The organism is Embleya sp. L77 (assembly GCF_055557415.1).
Genome location: NZ_CM145710.1, coordinates 1,816,867 through 1,836,445 on the forward strand (window position 1 = coordinate 1,816,867; position 19,579 = coordinate 1,836,445).

General features: G+C 71.5%; 15 protein-coding genes and 1 pseudogene. 9 read left to right on the plus strand and 7 right to left on the minus strand.

Annotated elements, in window-relative coordinates; translation table 11 throughout:
- Positions 1-686: 686 nt before the first annotated feature.
- Complete coding sequence (locus ACZOOI_RS37825; RefSeq protein WP_465284125.1) at positions 687-1,640, minus strand: LysR family transcriptional regulator; 954 nt, start codon at positions 1,638-1,640, stop codon at positions 687-689.
- Between the two features lie 103 nt (positions 1,641-1,743).
- On the opposite strand from ACZOOI_RS37825, the gene ACZOOI_RS37830 reads away from it, so the two are divergent.
- Together ACZOOI_RS37830 and ACZOOI_RS37835 are read left to right on the plus strand one after the other, a co-directional pair.
- Positions 1,744-2,637 carry an NAD(P)H-binding protein gene (locus ACZOOI_RS37830; protein ID WP_465281344.1) on the plus strand — a complete coding sequence of 298 codons (894 nt, stop codon included), beginning with the start codon at positions 1,744-1,746 and terminating at the stop codon, positions 2,635-2,637.
- An 84-nt stretch (positions 2,638-2,721) separates the two neighbouring features.
- A complete protein-coding gene (locus ACZOOI_RS37835) occupies positions 2,722-3,087 on the plus strand; it encodes a darcynin family protein (RefSeq protein WP_465281345.1) in 366 nt (121 codons plus the stop codon).
- A 301-nt stretch (positions 3,088-3,388) separates the two neighbouring features.
- Here ACZOOI_RS37835 and ACZOOI_RS37840 read toward each other — a convergent pair whose 3' ends face one another.
- Together ACZOOI_RS37840 and ACZOOI_RS37845 are read right to left on the minus strand one after the other, a co-directional pair.
- Complete coding sequence (locus tag ACZOOI_RS37840) at positions 3,389-3,856, minus strand: hypothetical protein (RefSeq protein WP_465281346.1); 468 nt, start codon at positions 3,854-3,856, stop codon at positions 3,389-3,391.
- A 54-nt stretch (positions 3,857-3,910) separates the two neighbouring features.
- Positions 3,911-5,176 (minus strand): damage-control phosphatase ARMT1 family protein, encoded by a 1,266-nt coding sequence (locus ACZOOI_RS37845; protein WP_465281347.1) that lies wholly within the window; start codon positions 5,174-5,176, stop codon positions 3,911-3,913.
- 277 nt (positions 5,177-5,453) lie between these two features.
- Between ACZOOI_RS37845 and ACZOOI_RS37850 the strand changes: the two genes are divergently transcribed.
- From ACZOOI_RS37850 to ACZOOI_RS37860, 3 genes and pseudogenes are all read left to right on the plus strand, one after another.
- Complete coding sequence (locus tag ACZOOI_RS37850) at positions 5,454-6,542, plus strand: MerR family transcriptional regulator (RefSeq protein WP_465284126.1); 1,089 nt, start codon at positions 5,454-5,456, stop codon at positions 6,540-6,542.
- Positions 6,543-6,610: 68 nt separating this feature from the next.
- Positions 6,611-7,165 (plus strand): annotated as a pseudogene (locus tag ACZOOI_RS37855) (zinc-binding dehydrogenase); the annotation flags it as partial.
- A 139-nt stretch (positions 7,166-7,304) separates the two neighbouring features.
- Positions 7,305-7,526, plus strand: a complete 222-nt coding sequence (locus tag ACZOOI_RS37860; RefSeq protein WP_465281348.1) for a hypothetical protein — start codon at positions 7,305-7,307, stop codon at positions 7,524-7,526.
- A gap of 193 nt (positions 7,527-7,719) precedes the next feature.
- Here the strand turns inward: ACZOOI_RS37860 and ACZOOI_RS37865 are convergent, their stop codons facing one another.
- On the minus strand, positions 7,720-8,649 hold the full coding sequence (locus tag ACZOOI_RS37865) for a LysR family transcriptional regulator (protein WP_465281349.1): 930 nt from the start codon (positions 8,647-8,649) through the stop codon (positions 7,720-7,722).
- A 368-nt stretch (positions 8,650-9,017) separates the two neighbouring features.
- Between ACZOOI_RS37865 and ACZOOI_RS37870 the strand changes: the two genes are divergently transcribed.
- The 3 genes from ACZOOI_RS37870 (at position 9,018) to ACZOOI_RS37880 (ending at position 11,133) form a co-directional block, all read left to right on the plus strand.
- Complete coding sequence (locus tag ACZOOI_RS37870; RefSeq protein WP_465281350.1) at positions 9,018-9,848, plus strand: SDR family NAD(P)-dependent oxidoreductase; 831 nt, start codon at positions 9,018-9,020, stop codon at positions 9,846-9,848.
- A 324-nt stretch (positions 9,849-10,172) separates the two neighbouring features.
- Positions 10,173-10,742 carry an RNA polymerase sigma factor gene (locus tag ACZOOI_RS37875; RefSeq protein WP_465281351.1) on the plus strand — a complete coding sequence of 190 codons (570 nt, stop codon included), beginning with the start codon at positions 10,173-10,175 and terminating at the stop codon, positions 10,740-10,742.
- On the plus strand, positions 10,726-11,133 hold the full coding sequence (locus tag ACZOOI_RS37880) for a hypothetical protein (RefSeq protein WP_465281352.1): 408 nt from the start codon (positions 10,726-10,728) through the stop codon (positions 11,131-11,133). Before ACZOOI_RS37875 ends, ACZOOI_RS37880 begins: the two co-directional genes overlap by 17 nt.
- A gap of 249 nt (positions 11,134-11,382) precedes the next feature.
- Here ACZOOI_RS37880 and ACZOOI_RS37885 read toward each other — a convergent pair whose 3' ends face one another.
- From ACZOOI_RS37885 to ACZOOI_RS37895, 3 genes are all read right to left on the minus strand, one after another.
- Positions 11,383-13,503 carry a phosphocholine-specific phospholipase C gene (locus ACZOOI_RS37885; RefSeq protein ID WP_465281353.1) on the minus strand — a complete coding sequence of 707 codons (2,121 nt, stop codon included), beginning with the start codon at positions 13,501-13,503 and terminating at the stop codon, positions 11,383-11,385.
- Positions 13,504-14,231: 728 nt separating this feature from the next.
- Positions 14,232-15,761 (minus strand): hypothetical protein, encoded by a 1,530-nt coding sequence (locus ACZOOI_RS37890; RefSeq protein WP_465281354.1) that lies wholly within the window; start codon positions 15,759-15,761, stop codon positions 14,232-14,234.
- Positions 15,762-15,864: 103 nt separating this feature from the next.
- Positions 15,865-16,452 (minus strand): class IV adenylate cyclase, encoded by a 588-nt coding sequence (locus tag ACZOOI_RS37895; RefSeq protein ID WP_465281355.1) that lies wholly within the window; start codon positions 16,450-16,452, stop codon positions 15,865-15,867.
- 481 nt (positions 16,453-16,933) lie between these two features.
- Between ACZOOI_RS37895 and rph the strand changes: the two genes are divergently transcribed.
- Positions 16,934-19,537 carry a rifamycin-inactivating phosphotransferase gene (gene rph, locus ACZOOI_RS37900; protein ID WP_465281356.1) on the plus strand — a complete coding sequence of 868 codons (2,604 nt, stop codon included), beginning with the start codon at positions 16,934-16,936 and terminating at the stop codon, positions 19,535-19,537.
- Positions 19,538-19,579: the final 42 nt, after the last annotated feature.

A 19,579-nucleotide genomic window follows, 5' to 3' on the forward strand; every position in this document is an offset into this window, starting at 1 on the left:
TGGCGTGCGCGGGTGCGCTGGTGTCGGCCGAAGGGTCGGAAGGAATGCCGGGATCGGTCACAGGGGCGCTCTCCTTTTTTGGCACGTTTCCGGCACGACGAACCGCGCTCCCACCCGGTTAGGGCGGGAGCGGCGTGACGTCGGACGGAGGTCGGCGCAGGACCGGCCGACCGGCCGGGTCCTGTTCCGCCAGGTTCACCATAGAACCGAGAACCAGGTTTAGCACACCCGATGCATGCAGTGCAGGCGTGGCTGCAAGCCCTTCAGATGGCCCTGTAAAGACCGTGCAGAGCTAGAGATGATCCCCCCTACGTACGGCGCATGAAAACTCGTTGGATCGCCGTGTGTGGATTCTCCCGCTGGAAGCCGCGGACCGCTGAAAAAAGGGACCCAGGCGCGTCCCGGAATTGCTTCGTGGAGCCCCTCGAAGCCGTCTACGGGGACATGAGGCATCCACCTCTAGGGCATCTACCCGCCGTCCCGGGTGGCGGCGTCCACAGCGCATTGCCGCCGATTCGTGGGGGCTGTCCTCCTCGACCGGTGCAGCTCGGTGCAGCTCGGTGCCGGCCGGGGACATCGGCGGCCGGCGGCAACGGGCATGGGGGCAAGCCGACTTCCGGAGCCGAGCGTCGGCCGCCACTCCCGATGGTGCTCGGCGTGTGCGCTCCGGCCCGGTCGCGGACCTGTCAGGCGCCTGTTGCGTCGGCCGTGCGCAGGGTTCGGCGGACGGCGTTGCGGAGCCAGTGGTGTGCTCCGTCGGCGGCGTGGCGGGGGTGCCAGGCCATGCCGATGGCCACCGGCGGCAGTGGTAGGGGGATGTCGAGGAGGTGGAGGCCCATCGCGGTTGCGGTCTCGGTCAGGGGCGAGGGGGCGGCGCCCGGGAGAGTGGCGGGGACGAGGCAGACGAAGTCGCTGCGGGCGGCGAGGGTCATCGCGGCCAAGTGGCCGGGGAGCACGACGGCGACCCGCCGGTGGAGGTCGAGTTCGGCCAGGGCGGTGTCCAGGGGCCCGGTGAATCGGCCGCGGCGGCTGACCACGACGTGTTCGGCGGCGGCGAGCCGGGCCGGGGTCGGGGTTCCCTCGGTGAGGGGGTGACCGGGGCGGACGCCCGCCACCATCCGGAGGGTGAGCAGTACTTCGACCCGGGTCTCGGGGTCGATGTGGTCGATGGATCCGATTTCCAGGTCGATCCGGCCGTCGCGAAGGACCGGTCCGCCCTCCAGGTCCTCGGTCCTGAACCGAAAGGAAACCCCGGGCGCTTCCCGTCGGGCCAGTCGCAGCAGTCCGGGCGCCAGTGCGGCGCCGACGAAGTCGGCGGCCTGGAGGGTGAACGTGCTGCTCAGGGCGGCGGGATCGACACCGGCGTCGGGGGTCAGCAGGGCGCCGAGACGGCGCACCACGGAGGCGGCTTCGTTGCGCAGGGCGTGGGCGCGGGGGGTGGGGACCATGGCCTGTCCGGCCCGTACCAGGAGGGGGTCCTGAAGGATGCGGCGCAGGCGGGCGAGAGTGCGGCTCATGGCGGCCGGGGAGGTATGCAGGCGCGCCGCTGCGCGGGTCACACTCTGCTCGGTCAGCAGGGCGTCCAGCGCGACGGCGAGGTTGGCGTCGATGACTGCGTCGGGGTTGCTCACCAGGATAATTCCATTTCAGGCAATGATTCGTTGCTGAGATTCCTATTGTGGCAACGCCATGAGCCTCCGCAGGATGAGGTCGTACCCATCAGGCACGACCCGTGAGGTTTTCATGATCGTCGTCACCACTCCCACCGGGAACATCGGCCGCCGGCTGCTGACCCTGCTCCTGGAGTCCGTCTCGGACCGAGGCGAGGAACTGCGCGTGGTCGTGCGCGACCCCGCCCGACTTCCCGACACGGTGCGCGAACGCGCCGAGGTGATCACCGGCTCGCACGGCACCCCCGAGGTCGTCGACCGTGCCTTCGAAGGCGCGGACGCCGTCTTCTGGCTCGCCCCGCCGAACGCCTCCCTGACCCCCTACGACGCCTACTCCGGCTTCACCCTCCCCGCCGCGAAGGCGCTTGCCGCGCACGGCGTGGGCCACGTCGTCGGCATCTCCGCGCTCGGCCGCGGCACCCCGCTCGCCGATCGCGCCGGACTCGTCACCGCGACCCTCGCCATGGACGACCTCATCGCCGGCACCAGCGTCGCCTACCGGGCGTTGGCGTGCCCGTCCTTCTTCGAGAACTTCCTGGAGGAGGCCGACTCGATCCGGGAAAAGGGCGTCTTCACCGACGTCGTCGCCCCCGACCGGAAGGCCCCTCTCGTCGCCACCGCCGACATCGCCGCCGTCGCCGCCCGACTGCTGCTGGACCGCTCCTGGACGGGCACGGAGAGCGTCCCGGTCCTCGGTCCGGAAGACCTTTCCGCCAACGATGTCGCCCGCATCATCGGCGAGCAGTCGGGTCGTCCCGTCCGCTACGAACGCCAGTCGTACGAGGGTCTGCAGACCGACCTCGTCGGCTACGGCCTCAACGAGGCGTTCGTCCAGGGCATCGTCGACATGAAGCGGGCCAAGGACGAGGGCCTGGACACCGGCGTCACGCGCACCCCGGACACCGCTTCCCCCACGACCTTCGAACAGTGGTGCGCCCAGACCCTGATGCCCGCCCTCCACCCCTGACGCCCACCCCTGACGCCCACCCCGAACGGCCCACGTCCGCGGCAACGACCGCACCGAAACCACCACTGCCTCAAAGGATTTGCCATGCCCTCTGCGGAAACCGAAACCCCGGTGACGGCGTTCATGCTCGTCAAGACCACGCCCGAATGGCTCGCGATGACCCCCCGGGAGCGGCTGGACGCCTTCACCACTCAGGTCGTCCCCGCGATCGAGGGCAAGGTCACCGGCGTCCGGTCACGTTTCTACGACACGGAGTTCTACTCCACGCGCGTCACCGACGTCTGGGTCTGGGAGGCCGTGGACCACCACGCCTACCAGCTCCTCATCGACGCGCTGCGCGAAACCCCTTTCTGGGACCGCTACTTCGACGTCGTCGACCTCCTCGTCGGCACCGAGAACGGCTATGCCCGCACCTACGGCATAGACGCGGTCACCAGCATCTCCACGTGACCCACCGTCCGTTCCGCGCGACCGGTTGCCGACGTCCGGAACGGCGGTCCGACCGACAGCACCGCCCGCGGACTCGGATAACACCCGGCCCTCTCGGCACCAGGCACACCCGGGCCGCCGCGGGTGCATCCCGACCACCGACCACCGACCACCGACCGGCATCGGTGGAGGAGGCCGGGCCGGGGGCGCCCACTGAACCACCCCGGGGCCGCGGCGATCCCGTTCGCGGAGGCAACGAGTGGGTGACGACGTGCAACCGACCAAACCCGACGTCACCCACTCGTGCCGCCGGCTGCTCCCGTCACACCTGCTCGCGGTAGATCCTGATCTCCGCGGGCACGTGTTCGCAAAGGACTCTCCAGGCCGGTCGGTTCGTCAGTTCTTCGGCCCACCGATCGAGATCGTCCCCGGTGTCGTGGAAGAACCACGACTCGAAGACGCCCAACGCGTTCAAGGATGCGGCGAAGTCGTAGCGGAGTTCGCAGTGGACCTGCACGTAGTGGTCGTGATCGCCGCCGTCGTCGTTGATCTCGAACTGTCGCGTGAGATCGAGCGAGAACGTCGGCGGGCCGTCGAACGCGTGGGTTCCGTACTGGAAGAGAAGTCCGTCGGCGTCGGAGGTGCCCGGGGTGTCGAAGCGAAACCGGCCGAATCGCAAGAACGCCGACCAGGTGCCTTGGGTGGTCGGATCGGCGACCGCACCCCGCTTGACCCGCAACTCGTCCCGCAGCACGCGCATGGCTTCGTCGGTCGACGCCCTCCCTGACATGCCCTGAATCACCCTCGTCATCGGCCCGGGTTTCGGATCGGCTCGCACCTGGATTCAGTTGGTGCGGGCCGTGGTGTCGGGGGGTGCGTGGAACTGTACGAGGGCGTGGGTGCCCGATGTGCGCCATGCGGGTTCGGTGGCGTCGAGGTGGCGTACGGTGTCCGGTTCCAGGCCGACGATCACGTCGGACTTGAGGGTGCGTAGCGATGCGACCGGGCCCGGGAAGTAGCCGACCGTGTCGCGGAAGGGGGTGGTCGGCGGCCAGTGCAGGTCGCCGACCAGGCGGCGGTGGTTCAGGTCGCCCTTGAGGATGGTCACCGTCGCCGAGGCGAAGTCGGCGCGCAGGTCCTCGGGCATCGCGGTGTAGGGCAGGGGCGCGCATGCGAATGCGTGGGTGCGGACGTCGAGTCGGCGTGCCGCCGTCGCCTGCCACAGGCGTTCGCCGACGCGCCCCGCGTACCCGGGGGCGGCCTTGAGTCGACGCAGGCACGCGAGCACGTCGGCCGGTGTCGCGTCGGAGACGTAGTACGGATGGGGCTTGACGTGTAGCACGACGTCGGCGGCGAGGCCCGTGTCGAGCAGATGGTCGATCAGTACAAGGTCGGGGATCAGTTCGCCGCCCGCGTTGTCGGCGACCACGCACACGCGGCCGCCCGGTTCGGCCGCGAGGTGGCGCAGGAGCGGCGCGGTGTCGTCGGCGACCAGGGGACCCTGCGGCCCCCCGTAACGATGCCTCGCGGTGCCCGAGTCGCTGTCCGCGGTGCCCGCGTCGGTCTTCGCCGTGCCCGCGTCGGTCTTCGCGGTGAGGCGGAAGCCCAGGTCGGCGCGGTTGCCCCACAGCGATGCCATGACGAGCGCGTACGGCAGTTCCTCCGGGTCGAGCCGGGCGGTCGCCGCGAGGCCCGCCAACTCCTCGTCGACGGCGGGACCGTCGAGTTCGACGCGCTTGGTCGGGCCGAACGGATCGATGCCGCGCCAGGGGCCCGCCCCCGGGCCGCTGTCGAAGTAGCCGAAGGCGCCCAGCAGTCGACGGTAGAAGTAACTTTCCGCCCACAGGAACGGGGCCTGCGTCCACGGGCGTTCGTAGTATCCGCCGGGTTCGGCCCAGGCCGCCCACCGTGCGGCGTCGTGGGCCTGCGGGGGCAGAGGGCGGACGATGTCGTGCAGCGTCTCGGCGACGAGCGCCTCCAGCGCGTCGAGTTGTCGTGCGGCGAGCGGGAAGGCCGCGGCCAACCGGCGTACCAGTTCGGGGTGGCGGTCGTGGAAGACGGTGAGCCCGTAGGAGCCGGGATCGCTCCACATGATCGGCAATGGCGGCACGTCGATCAGCTTAGGCGGCGTCCCACGTTTCCCCGAGGAGGGCATCACGGACGTCGACGGCAGACGGACGGTCGGGTGGGCCTGTCGGCGGCCATCGCGTCGAGTCGGGTGCGCGGGTCGAGTGCGGGGGTTGGGCCACCCGGGCACGCGGCCACCCGGGCACGCGGCCACGCGGCCACCCGGCCACCCGCGTTACCAGGACCGGGCAGCGCTTGACCCTCACGTTGCGTCATGCCGCATTGTCGGTGGCGTGGAAGAGCACTTGACCGTGGGACGTGTGGCCGAGCTGGCCGGGGTGAGCGTGCGCACGCTGCATCACTACGACGGGATCGGCCTCGTGCAGCCGTCCGCGCGGACCGCGGCCGGATACCGGGCCTACTCGGCGGGTGACGTGGAGCGGCTGCGGGAGGTGCTCGCCTATCGGCGGCTGGGCTTCGGATTGCGCGAGATCGCGGATCTGGTCGACGACCCGACCACCGACGCGGTCGCGCACCTGCACCGGCTGCGCGGCCTGTTGCTGGAACAGCGCGACCGCGCCGCGGCCATGGTGACGGCCATAGACAGCGAACTGGAGGCACGGGCAATGGGGATCAGAACGACACCGGAGGAGCAACTGAAGGTGTTCGGCGCGCAGTTGTACGAAGCGATCGGCTCGGCCTACCCCGCGACGCGGCGCACCGAACCGCGGATCGCCGCGCGGGTCTGGGCGGCGCTCGGGGACGCCCGGACGGTACTGAACGTCGGGGCCGGGACCGGCTCCTACGAGCCCCCCGACCGCGACGTCACGGCGGTGGAACCGTCGGCGGTCATGCGGGCACAGCGTCCCGAGGGCGCGGCGCCGTGTGTGGCCGCCGGCGCGGAGAGCCTCCCGTTCGAGGAACAGTCCTTCGATGCCGCGATGGCCTTCAGCACCGTGCATCACTGGCACGACCCGATCGCCGGGCTGCGCGAGATGCGGCGCGTGGCCCACCGCGTGGTGGTGTTCACGCACGACACCGGTGACACCGGCTGGCGTCGGCGGTTCTGGCTCAGCCGCGACTACCTGCCCGAGGTCGCCGGCCTGGTCGCCGGACGGCCCTCGGTGGACCGGTTGGCCGACGCGATCGGGGCGCGCATGGAGCCGGTGCTCATCCCGTGGGACTGCGCAGACGGCTTCTTCGAGGCCTACTGGCGCCGGCCCGAGGCGTACCTGGACGAACATGTGCGCCGCGCGGTATCGGTATGGACCAGAGTCGGGCTGGCGGCCGAGCAGCGGGCGGTCGGCAGACTCCGCGACGACCTTTCCTCGGGGCGGTGGGCCGAACGCAACCACGACCTCGTCGCCCTCGACGCGGCAGAACTCGGCCTCCGTCTTCTCGTGGCCTGAGCGCGTCGTGGCGTGATCGAGCCGGAGCGACAGACCATCGGTGTCGGCTGAGGCCGGGCCGGACGACCCGTTCCGCTCCCGGGGAGAGGGTCCTGGTGCGTGGGGCGGCCGGCAGCATCGGGATCATGGCCGTGCAACTCGCCGCTCGCGGCGGCGCCGCCGCGGTGGCGGTCACCACCTCCTCGGCCGAGCGAGGTGGGCGGCTGCGCCGGCTGGGCGCGACCCACGTGCTGGACCGCTCCGGCGGCGGGGGAGGACAAGCACCCGCAGGGTATGACGTCATCATCGATGTGGTGGCCGGCAAGGACATGCCGTCGTTCTTCGACCGCCTCGACCCGAACGGCCGCATGGTGGCCGTGGGCGCCGTCGCAGGCCCGCCACCGGCGGACTTCGGCATGAAGATCATGGCGGCATTCCGGAAGTCGATGTCCTTCGCCACTTTCAGCGCGGCAACCGTCCCCGGAGCCGACCGGCGGGCCGTGCGAAGCGAGCAGTTCGCCACAGCGAGCCGCGGTGGGATCGAGACAGTGGTGCACGAGGTGCTGCCACTGGACGCAGCCGCGTCGGCGCACCGGAAGATGGACGCGGGCGAGGTCTTCGGCCGGATCGTGCTGACACCGTAATCGGTTCCGTGGCGGTCGATCGGTACCGGCCTGCGGGGACCGCCGGCGACGGCCGGGGTGGCCGGTGCACTGGCCGGGATGTGGGAGGTGGGATGTCGGGCCGGGGGCCGTGTCGGTGCGCGGCGATAGCGTCCGGCGGATGAGTATCGAATCAACTCGCGCCGGTGGGGCCGAGGTCCGAGTCAGCCTGTCCCCGGAAGCCGTGGAACGCGTACGGGCGTTGATCGGACTCGGGCTCGCCACGTCCATCGAGGACTACGTGGCCGACTCCGTCCGCAACCGCCTCGCCGGGTTCCAGGACTTCGCCGCCGGCACCGTCCGCCGTCCCGACGGCGACCCCAGGGAATGGGTGAAGTCCTAGCAGCCGATGCCCCGGCCCCGCCGCCGAGGCGTCGTGGTGTCGGTCGACGCGGCCGATGGAGCGAGGTTGGCTTCGCGGGCCGGTCCGGGGTGGGCCGGATCGGTTGCCGGCTCCGGGTGAGGCGGTCCGTCCGAGGACGGAGTGGACGGCCGCCTCGATCGGCGCCTCGGACGGTTGTCGGCCGCGCGGTCGATCAGGGGCGGCGGGTTGCGCCGGCCGGATCCGGGCCCGGCTCCGCCGACGCCGCCAAGGTGTCGGTGGCGGCGCGGGTGAAGGCCTGGGCGAGCGGGGAGTAGGCGGCTGTGCGCCAGACCAGCCCCCAGGCCAGGATGGGTGAGTCGTGGATGGGGATGTACGCGATGTCGCCGCGCGGGAAGTACTTGACCGCGTGCAGGGGGACCGGCGAGATGCCCAGGCCGGCCGCGATCGCGGTGAGCGTCTCGTGCGCCGTGGCGCTGGAGGGGCCGCGCGGGATCGGCCGACCACTGGGTGTCTGGGTCGGGTTGATCGCCTCGGCCCAGTACGCCGGGACCGAGTCGTCGGTCCGGAACACCGGCCCGATCGCCAGATCTTCGATCGAGACCGAGGCCCGGCCGGCGAATTCGTGCCGGGCCGACACCGCGAGCACCAGCGGCTCGGTCAGCACGATCGGACCCACCGTCAGATCGGGCTCCTCCACCGGCAACCACACCAGTTGCAGATCGACCTCGCCGCTGCGCAGCAGCCCGAACGGGTCGCCGATGTGTGCCTCGCGGATCCGCAGCTCGCAGTCGGGATGCCGGGTCCGGAAGGTGTCCAGGACGTCGGGGATCTCGGCCAGCGTGGCATCCATCGTGCCCAGGCGCAGCGTCCCGGAGAGGCCGCGGGCCGCCGCCGCGGCCCGCTCGATCCCGTCCTGGATGCGCTGGTAGCCCGCCGCGAGGTCGTCGCGAAGCTGCCGGCCGATCGGGGTCAGCGCGACGCGCCGGCTGGTCCGCTCGAACAACGGTGCGCCGATTCGGCGCTCCTGCTGCTTGATCGCCTGGCTGACCCGGGCCGAGGAGACCAGCAACCGTTCGGCGGTGCGGCCGAAGTGCAACTCTTCCGCCAGCACCAGGAAGATCTCGATGTCCCGCAGTTCCATACGCCCCCGCCGTTCGTCGCCGTGCCATGCCGTGTTGCGCTGTGCCGGGCCAAGCCGTGTCGTGCCGTTGTTGCCGTGCACGGGTTGTGGCGCGTCGCCCTGCCGCCCCGTCGCCCCGCTGCCCGTTGCTCCCTGCGGCGTCCTGTCGATGTCAGCCGATCCGAGCCGGATCCGATTCCCGCTTCGTCATCGGTAACCCCTGGGTTAACAAGGGTTGCGAGCATCGTCGTTGCTCGGGCGCCATCCCGGCACGATCGTAGAGACACGCCGAGCGAAACGCTCGAACACCACATCGACGCGACCGATCGACGCGACCGATCGGGGCGCCCGGCCGCATACCTCCCACTCTCACCGAATCGGGGATCACCATGGCCAAGACCGCCCTCGTCACCGGCGCGACCGGCGCGCTGGGTCTCGCGCTGGTGCGCGGGCTGTGCCGTCGCTTCGGCGACGACGGCGTGGTCTACCTGACCTCCCGGAACCCGGAACGCGGGCGAGCCGCCGTCGCCCGGTTGCGCGGCGAGGGATTCGCGCCGCGGCTCGCGGTGCTCGAAGCGGGTGACGCGGCCGGCGTGGGCGCGCTGGCCGACACGCTCGCCGACCGACACGGGGGCGTGGACGTGGTGATCGCCGGCGCCGCCGCCCGGATCGCGTTCGGCGTACGCAATCAGGACCAGGTCAGGTCCTACGTACAGACCGACAACCACGACACCCACCGGCTGATCGAGGCGTTCGCGCCGCTGCTCGGCGACGGGGCGCGATTCGTACTCCTGGCGGGCGACTTCGGCGGACTGCGGCACCTCCCGTACCGGCTTCGAGCGCGCTTCGACGTGGATCGGGCGAGTCTGGCCGAGTTGGCCGAGGTGATGGACGACTACGTGTGTGCCGTCGAGCAGGGTCGGGCGGCGGCCGAGGGCTGGCCGGCCTGGATCGGCGTCCCGTCGATGATCGGCCGGATCGCCGCGATGAAGATCCTGGCCCGGGACCTGGCCGAGGAGGCCGCCCGGCGCGACATCGTGGTCAACGCCGCGAGCGTGTGCCGCGCCGACCCGAGCGAACCGGTGGACCCCGCCGAGCGCGCCGCGGAGGTCGAGCGCGCCGCCGCCGACGTCCTGTGGTTGGCCACACTCCCGGCCGGCACGCCCGAGCCGTACGGGGAACTGGTCCGCGCCCGCACGGTGCTCCCCTTCCGGGCCTGACCTTCCGGGCCTGACCTTTCGGGCAAGATCGTTCGGGTATGACCGTCCGGGCAGCCCCGCCCCGCCCCGGATCGGATCGGGATCGGGTTGGATCGGGCTGTCACCCACCGGCGAACCGAGCCTTCGGATTCCGGTTTCGGGTTTCGGATTCCCGGGTGAATCCTTTCGTGGCCCGACGGGCTCTTATGTGTGTGCGTCGACCGCTCGGTCGGCCCGGGAGTCCGAGGAGGGTACCCATGGGAGTTGTCGTCGTCGGTGTCGCTGTAGGTGTTGCGATGCTGGTGTGTACGTGTGTCGTGCTGATCCGGAAGCGGGGGAAGTCGCGTGGCTGACAAGGACTGGCCCGGCGAACCGTTGGTCCTCGCCGCCCAGCGCGGGGACGTCGAGTCGATCTCCGCGCTGGTCTCCGGGTCGTATCCGCACGTGCTGCGCTTCGCCCACTCGTTGTGTGCGTCGCCGCACGACGCGGAGGACGCCGCGCAGGAGGCGCTGATCATCCTCTACCGCAAGATCGGGATGTTGCGGGCGACCGCGGCGCTGGGGTCGTGGATGTTCCGCATCGTGCGCAACGAGTGCCTGCGGCGCACTCGGACGGTGCTGCGGCCGGCCGAACCGGACCGGGAGGTTGCCACCGAGTGCCTGGAGGACGACGTGCTGCGGCGCCTGGAGGCCGAGCGGGTGGCGGCGGTGATCGCCGCGCTGCCCGACGATCTGCGCCGGGTGTTGATCATGCGTGACGTGCAGGGTCTGCCGGGTCGGCCGGTCGCCGAGGCGCTGGGTTTGAGTACGGCCGCCATGAAGTCGCGTCTGCACCGGGCCCGGGCGGCGGTCCGGGAGGGACTTCGGCAGCCGCTCGACGGAGATGAGGGGGTTCTCGATGAAAGCCGTCACTGACCGACGCGCCGCCGATGTCTCGGTGGCGCGGCACCTGGTTCGAGGCGCGGTGGGGTTCGGTGCGCTCGTCGGGGCGTTCGCACTGCTCCCCGTGGTCGGCCCGGCAGCCCTGCTGCTCGCTCCCGTGGGGCTGATCGCGCTGCGCGGCTGCCCGACCTGTTGGGTGATGGGGTTGATCGGGGCAATCTCGGCGGGCCGGTTGGAGCGCCAATGTGAGGACGGCCACTGCACATTGCAGCCCACCAAGCCGAGCGCCGACCAGGTCCCGAGCACTCGGGCGATTCCGAGCATATCGGGCACGCCGAGCGCGCCGGGTGCACCGAGCACACCGGCCACCGGCGACGACGCAACCACCCACCCGCCGAAGGGCAAGGTGCGAACCGCCGCCTGAATTGCCGCCCGCCCGCCGCCGGCCACTCTCCCGCTTCCCGCCGGCCGCCGGCCGTTCCCCGCCGGTCGGCCGCCGCCATCCACCCGCCGCCCGTCGAAGCCCGAAGGCGCCGCCCTCCGAATGCCGAAGGCGCCGCCGGGCCCAGGCCGAAGGGCGCCGCTCCGAGAACGCACGTCCCGGCGTGGGGAAGTCGCCGGGACGTGCGCGATGGTGCGGGTCGCCGCCGCGACCTGCCGGTCGATCCGCCGGTCAGCCGCTGACGCTCTCCCGGCCGTTCTCGATGTGGCCGGCCAGGCGTCGGGTGAAGCCGTCGCTGCCCTCGATCGTCACCGTGACGTCGTACCAGCCGTCGGCCGAACCCGTCGACCAGTGCACCGTACGGTCCCGGCCCGGCTTGAGGGTGATCGTACGCTCGCGGTCGGAGCAGCCGACGCCGTAGGCGTTCGGAGTGAGCGTGAAGGTCACCGACTGCTTGCCGTGGTTGGTCAGTTCCAGATCCAGCATCCGACCCGTGCTGCGGATCCGCGAGGTGACCTCGGCGCCGGCGGTCGCGGTGGTCCCGGCGAACTCGCGGCGGAAGCCGTTCGGGCCCACCAGCGTCAGGTCGTAGCGGTCGCCCTTGAGCGTGATCGTGTCCGAGCGCCGCCCGCGCACGTCGTAGTGCTTGGGCTTGGGCAGGTCGCCCGAGTACGGGAACAGCTGGAGGTGCACGCTGGACTGCCCGCCGTTGGCGAGGTCGAGCGTCAGCGTGCGCTTGGCGGCGTCCAGCCGCGCGGAGGCGTCCGGCTGGTACGGCAGCGGGCGGGCCGGGCGGCGACCGCGCTCGGGCTCGGGCAGCTTCTGGTCGGCCGGCGGCGCGGGCCGCCAGCGCGAGGTGAACGCCGGGGCGGGGGCCGGGCGCGGCGGCACGTTCGAGCGGCGGGCCCGGTCGAAGTCGAAGACGCCGGTCAGGTCGCCGGACACGGTGCGTCGCCACGCGCTGATGTCGGGTGCGCGAACTCCCGTCCAGGTTTCCAGGAATCGGGTCACCGAGGTGTGGTCGAAGATCTCCGAGGAGACGTACCCGCCCACGGTCCACGGTGACACGATCATCATCGGCACGCGGGCACCGAACCCGATCGGCAGCCCCTTGTAGTACTCGTCCGTGACCTCCTCCGGCGGGCACGGCGCGGGCACGTGGTCGAAGAAGCCGTCGTTCTCGTCGAACGTGAGCAGCACGACGGTCGAGTCCCAGACCTCCCGGTTGGACGCGATCGCGTCCAGCACCTGGTAGGTGATCGTCGCGCTGGCGGCCGGCGAGGACGCGCCCGGGTGTTCGGAGTCGGCCGCCGAGGGCACCAGGTAGGACACCTCGGGCAGGGTGCCCGCCGCGATGTCGGCGCGCAGCGAGTCCGCCAGCGAGTGCGGCCGGCCGCGCCGCAGACCGCGCTCGTACAGCGCCCGGTCGGCGGCCGGCAGCGCGGCGACGCCCTGCTCCAGCTTGGCCAGCAGCGCGTCCTGCTCGGCGGCCGGCAGCCCGCCGAGCTTGCCGTAGAACGAGTCCAGGCTCTTGAAGTCGCCGGCAGCGGCCAGTGCCTTCCGCGCGACCTGCTTGAAGGTGGTGTAGAACTCCAGGTTGTTGTCCTGGTAGTTGTCCCACTCCTGGTAGACCTTCCAGGACCGGCCCGCGCGCTGGAGCTGCTCGGCGTAGGTGGTCCACGAGTAGCCCGCGTGGGTGTCCTCGGAGTAGGCGGCGTTGTCGATCGCGCGCCGGGTGCTGCTGCCGGGCTCGTAGCCGGTGTAGCCGCTGACCAGGTAGTTGCGGTTGGGCGAGGTCGACGACGGCAGCGCACAGTGGTACGCGTCGCAGATCGTGAACGTGTCCGCCAGCTCGTAGTGGAACGGCAGGTCGGTACGGTCGTAGTAGGCCATCGTGGCGGGCGTCTTGGCGCCGATCCAGCCGTCGTTCCAGCCGTCGTTCCAGGCCCTGTGCCCGCCGTCCCAGCCGTGGTCGAGGTCGCCGATGTACTGCAGGTCCTTGGACGCCTCCTGGGCCGCCTTGCGTATCGAGAACGGCAGTACGCGACCGGCGGGGCCGCCCGGCTGCTCGAACACGGCGCGCCCGTCCCGGAGCCGGATCGCATTGCGGTCGCCGAAGCCCCGGACGCCGCGCAGCATGCCGTAGTAGTGGTCGAAGGACCGGTTCTCCTGGACGAGCACGACGACGTGCTTGATCGCCTTCAACCCGCCGCGCCGAGGCGGGGAGGCGAGGGCCTGCTGTACGGACGGCGGCAGGAGCGAGCCGGCGACGGCAAGTCCCGCGCCGCCCGCGCCGAGCTGGAACAGGCGGCGGCGGGATACGCCGGAGGGAGGTTGGGGAGAGGCCGACACGAAGAGCCCTTTCGGATGCGGGGAGCGCCCGTGCGAGGGGTCGCACGGATGGGGTGGTTCGGGTGTGCCGAGCTGTTCGCACGTACGGGGATGGTTCGGGCGTGCGCAGGTGTTCGGACGAACGCAGTTCATCGGTCCGCCGTCGACCGGGGAGCGGATCGCGGGTGACGGCCAGGCAAACTTCCGCCGGCGTAAGGGGCCGCGATCAGCTTCACACGCGTGGATCCGCGCAGCGCGCGGTGGTGTCCCGTGCCGATCCCGAGGCACCCGGCCGCGGGGGCGGGTACCTCGAAACCCCGGGTACGGCGCCTCCGGCGATCGGGGCCGCCGGGGCAGGCGGCCCTCGGACGGGGCCGGCCGGCTCACCGGGTACGCGCCGGCCGAGGTGCCCGCGCGCCGGACGCGCGGGTGGGGTCGGACCCCCGGCATCCCGGCGATGCCGAACCCGGACGGACGGCCCGGTCCTGGTCGACGGGACCGGGGCCGGGCCTGGGCGGCCGGCTGGGTGGTCGTCCACGCGACCCCTGACCACCCGGCTCACCCACGTGCGGGGCGGGGTCGCCGCAGGTCGAGCGGAGCGGGATCGCGGCCCTGCCCGGCCAAGTGCCTTCCGTGCCCACCCCGCGGGCGGTGAGCGGTGACGCGGGCCGTGCGCCCTCCCGCGCCGCCGTCATCCTCGCGGGGCGCCCGACCGTCCGGCTTCGCCGCCGAACCAGGGGACTTGCTCCCTACGCCTGCGCCGCATCCGAAGTGGTGCCGGCCTCCGCCGCGGCTGCGGCTTCGGCTGCCGCGGCCTTGGCTGCCGCCTGGAGGGTTTGCACCGGTGTGTTCGTGCGCAATGCCTCGACGAAGATCAGGTTGTCCGGTGCGATCCGCCCGCGCAGCTCGCCGCCCTCGACGTGGGCCTCGGCCAGCCAGCCCTCCGTCACCAGGGTGTCGGCGGCGGCCGCGACCTGTTCGGCCGTGGTCGCGGTGAGGTCGGTGAGGAACGCGACCTCCACGCGGGTGTCGCCCTTCGCGTCCGAGTGGGCGGTGATGCCCAGGGCGGCCAGCCGTACGTGTGCGGGTTGCTTGCGCAGCTTCTTGTGCGAGATCAGCCGGGCGACCCAACCCGAGGACCGGGTCCGGGGCAGCTTGCCCAACGAGAAGCCCTCGGCGCCGGGGACGCCGCACCCGACCGGGTCCTCCTCGGTCGCCAGCAGGTCCTCGACGTCCACGGTGAGCCACCCGGACGCGGTCAGTTCGCCGACCGCGAGTTCGGCCTCCTTGCCGCACACCCCGCGCAGGTCCGGCCCGGTCAGGTTGGCCACGCCCGTGCCGACTCCGCGCAACAGGCAGACCAGCGCGAGCAGTCGGGCGACGGGCGCGGTGCCGGGTGCCGTTCGGCCGATGTAGGTCAGCGCGCCGCGCACCGGCTCGCCGAGGCCGCTCACCGCCCAGTGCCCGCCCGGCTCCGCGCCGGGGCGGGCGCTCTCCCACGGGATGCCGCGCTGCTGGGCCAACTGCTGGAGGGTGGTCTCGTACGCCCGGTGGGCCCGTTCGGCCTCGGCCCGGACCAGGCCGGTGCCCAGCGGATACGGTGCGTCGGCCCACACGGTGAGCGCGGCGGCCTTGCGCTTGGTCAACTCCGCGACGACCGTCAGATCGGCGGCGCCGCCGGCCTGGTGCGCGCGGAACCCCTCGACAATCGCGGTGAGTTCGGCCAACAGCGGCTCCGGCAGACCGGGCGGCACGGTGAGCACGCCGAAGCGCTTGAGGCCGGTCTGCTCGCCGTCCCTGGACCCCTTGGGCTCGCGCGGGCGGCGGGCCTCCTTGGCCGACCGCGGCTCCGGCGCCGTGCGGGCGTTCCGGGTCGGCGGCACGGCGGCCACGGGTGCGGTCGGCTCGCGCAACTCGGGCAGCAGCGGCGACGAGGGCCGCGGCAGCACCGGTGCGGGGGCGGAGGCGGGCGCGGGTGCGGGCTCCGCCGTATCCCGGCCGGCCACGGACACCTGGATGGGCCCGTCCAGGCCGACCACGGTCAGTGCCGGGGTCAGGGCCAACAGGCCGCTGTCGACCAGGTCGCCGGCGATGCTCATCGCGCTGCGCGAGCCGATCGTGCGCCCGTTGGGCCCGGCGAGTCCGGCGACCTCGCGGATGGTGATGCTCTGCCCCGCCGCGGCCGCCGCGGCGAACAGTGCGAACACCCGCAACTCCACCGGGGCCATGCGGTTCACATCCATCGAGCCGACCCTGGCGGCACGCGTCTTCAGAGACATGCCCCCTGTCTACCGCACCGGGGCCGGCCCCGAAGCCCCATTCGACCCCAACACCCGAAAGGACTAACCGAACAGGCCGCAAACCGTCCGGAAAACGATCCGATCACCCCGATCCCGGGGCCTGTTGTGCTTCTCCCCGGAGCCTGCGCGCCGCCGCCACCGCCTCCGTGTACGTCTCGTTCGTCACCGCCCCGCGCGGCACCCCGAGGTCGGCAAGCACCGTCCGCACCACCTCCAGCGCCGCGGCCACCCCGTCGTCGTCCGCCACCAGGGTCTCGACCTCGACGAACGTCTCACCCAACTCCGGTACTTCCACCAGGGACGCGAGCAGGCGTCGACCGTCCCGCTCGAAGGCGTGGTTCCGACACCGCTTCTCGAACCGGATCGTCGGGACGTACCCGAGCCCGCGCAACACCGCGTCCGCACCGGCGGCATCCTCGACGCGCGTCTCGTACTCGGGCTTCGATCCCGACACCGCCTCGACCCGCGCGCCCTTGTACGTCAGCACGGACACCGTCGCACCCGCGCCCCGCACGGTCCTGATCCGCAACTCCCGGTCCCCGCCCGCCAAGACCCGATCGGCGTCGTCGTAGTAGGTGTCCACATACACCTCCTCCCGCCCGCCACCCCCGAGCCGCTCCAAGGCACCGACCAGGCCCGGCACATCACCCACCCGAGCCTTCAACTCCACCTCGATCACCGCCCGACCCGCCTCCGCTCGCTCACACCGATCGATCCGTCCACCGATTCGAGATATCGAGTGGGTCCCATGGTGCATCGCCGTTCGGCTGCGGAGGTCGCCGAGCGCGCGGCGACGAGCACGGGTGTCCGGACGGGCCGGAACGTGGTCACCGATCCCGGCCGCCCGGGTGACCACACCTCGGCGCACAAGGCAAAGGCAGGGAGATCGCTCTCCCTGCCACTACCAAGCTATAGCGCACCAGGGGACTTGCGGCAAGACCCCGGTCACGGCGCAGAATCGTCGGCCGAAGCCACTACCTGCGGAAATGGGGCCACGTCGTGCCTGTGTTGTTGTCGTTGTCGTCGACGAACGGGGGGTGCGGTGACGTCGAACCGGCGGTGGGACCGGCGGTGCAGTTTCGGGCGCCGGTGCCGGTGATGCGATCGGCCGCCACAGTAAAGCGGAGCGCGGCTGTCCCGGAGGTATCGCGATGACCGAGCAGTACGTGTTGGATCTGCACGAGATCGACGAGACGCAGGTCGCGGTCGTCGGTGGCAAGGGCGCGCATCTGGGTGGGCTGTCCCGGATCGACGGCATCAGCGTGCCGAGTGGGTTTTGCGTGACGACGGACGCCTTCCGGCGGATCATGGCGGAGGCGCCGTCGATCGACGATCGACTCGACCGCTTGTCGCGCTTGAACCCGGACGACCGGGAGGCGATCGGCACGCTCAGCGCGCAGATCCGTCGAACCATCGAAGAAATCGCCATCCCGGGCGATGTCGCGGCGGCGATCACTCGCGCGCTCGCCGGGCTCGGCGAGCAAGCCGGCTGCGCCGTTCGATCCAGCGCGACGGCGGAGGACCTGCCGACGGCCTCCTTCGCCGGCCAGCAGGACACGTACCTGAACGTCGTGGGGCCGACGGCGATCCTCCGGCACGTCAGCCGGTGCTGGGCCTCGCTGTTCACCGAGCGGGCCGTGATCTACCGCCTGCGGAACGGCATCGACCACCGTACGGTCCGGATGGCCGTGGTCGTGCAACGGATGGTCTTCCCGCATGCGTCCGGCATCCTGTTCACGGCCGACCCCGTCACGGGCAACCGGAAGGTCGCCACCGTGGACGCCGGCTTCGGCCTCGGCGAGGCCCTGGTTTCCGGCCTGGTGAACCCGGACGTCTTCAAGGTGCGAGACGGCGAAATCGTCGCCAAGGCGATCGCCGCCAAACAGCGTGCCGTGCACGCCCTGCCGGCCGGCGGCACGCGGGAAGTGGCGATCGACGCGCAGCGGCAGGAGCAGCCGGCGCTGACGGACGCGCAGGCCATGCGGCTCGTAGAGCTCGGGCGGCGGATCGAAGCACACTTCGGCTGCCCGCAGGACATCGAATGGTGCCTGGTCGAGGACGGATTCCGGATCGTGCAGAGCCGGCCGATCACGACGCTGTTCCCCATCCCCGTCACCGAGGCCGGCGACCGGGAGAATCACGTCTACGTCTCCGTCGGTCATGGGCAGATGATGACCGACCCGATGAAGCCCTTGGGGCTCTCCATGTGGCGGCTGACCGCCATGGTGCCGATGCAGGAGGCCGGCGGAAGGCTGTTCGTCGACGTCACCCGGCGCCTGGCCTCGCCCGTGAGCCGCGCCGGTCTCCTGGACGTCATTGGGAGAAGCGATCCGCTGATCAGGGACGCTCTGGAGACCGTCCTCGACCGCGATGATTTCGTCCCGTCGCTCCCGGACGCGGGCCCCGGCGGGCCACCCACCGGCGGCGCGTCCGCCCCGACCGAGGCCAATCCGGCCATCGTCCCCGAGCTGATCGAGCGCAGCCGGGCGTCCATCGCCGCCCTGGAGCGGGACATCCGGACGAAGACCGGACCGGCGCTGTTCGACTTTCTGCTGGAGGCCTTCGAGGAGCACAAGCGAGTCCTCGGTGATCCGCTGAACCTTCAGGCGATCATGGCGGGGATGGAGGCCACGTGGTGGCTCAACGACAAGTTGCAGGAGTGGCTGGGCGAGAAGAACGCGGCCGACACGCTGACGCTGTCCGCTCCCGACAACGTCACGTCCCAGATGGGACTGGCGCTGCTCGACGTCGCGGACGTGATCCGCCCGCGGTCGGAGGTGGTGGCGTTCCTGCAGGGCGTCCGGGACGAGAACTTCCTGGACGAGCTGGCGAAGCTCGCGGGCGGGACCGAGGCGCGCGACGCCATCGAGGGCTACCTCGATCGGTACGGCATGCGCTGTGTCGGCGAGATCGACATCACCAGGCCGCGTTGGCGCGAGCGTCCCGACACACTCGTGCCCGTGATCCTCGACAACGTCAGGAACTTCGAGCCGGGCGCGGCCGAGCGGCGCTTCGAGCAGGGGCGGCGGAAGGCGTGGCAGAAGGAACAGGAAGTGCTGTCCCGCTTGCGGGCCCTGCCGGACGGCGACCGGAAAGCCGACGAGGCCAAGCGGATGATCGACCGGGTCAGAACCTTCATCGGATATCGGGAGTACCCCAAGTACGGCATCATCAGCCGCTACTTCGTCTACAAGCAGGCCCTGCTGGGGGAGGCCGAGCGCCTCGTGCAGGCCGGCGTGCTCCCCGAGAAGGAGGACGTCTTCTACCTCACGTTCCAGGAACTCCACGACGTCGTGCGCTCGAACCGGGTGGACGACCGGCTCATCCGGCGGCGCAAGGACGCGTTCCGGTCGTACCACGCGCTCACACCGCCCCGGGTGCTCACATCGGATGGCGAGGCCGTCACCGGGGCGTACCGGCGCGACGACGTGCCGGCCGGCGCCCTGGTCGGACTGGCGGTTTCCGCCGGGACCATCGAGGGGCGGGCCCGCGTCATCCTCGACATGGCGCAGGCCGATCTCGAAGCGGGCGACATCCTGGTCACCCCCTTCACGGACCCCAGTTGGTCGCCGCTGTTCGTCGGAATCGCGGGCCTGGTGACGGAGGTGGGCGGCCTGATGACCCACGGTGCGGTGATCGCCCGGGAATACGGCTTGCCGGCCGTCGTGGGCGTGGAACAGGCCACCCGGCTGATCCGCGACGGACAGCGGATCCGCGTGCACGGAACCGAAGGGTACGTCGAGATCCTGCCCTGACCGACCACACCGGGAAGCCTCGTTCGTGGCTTCCGGCGGCCC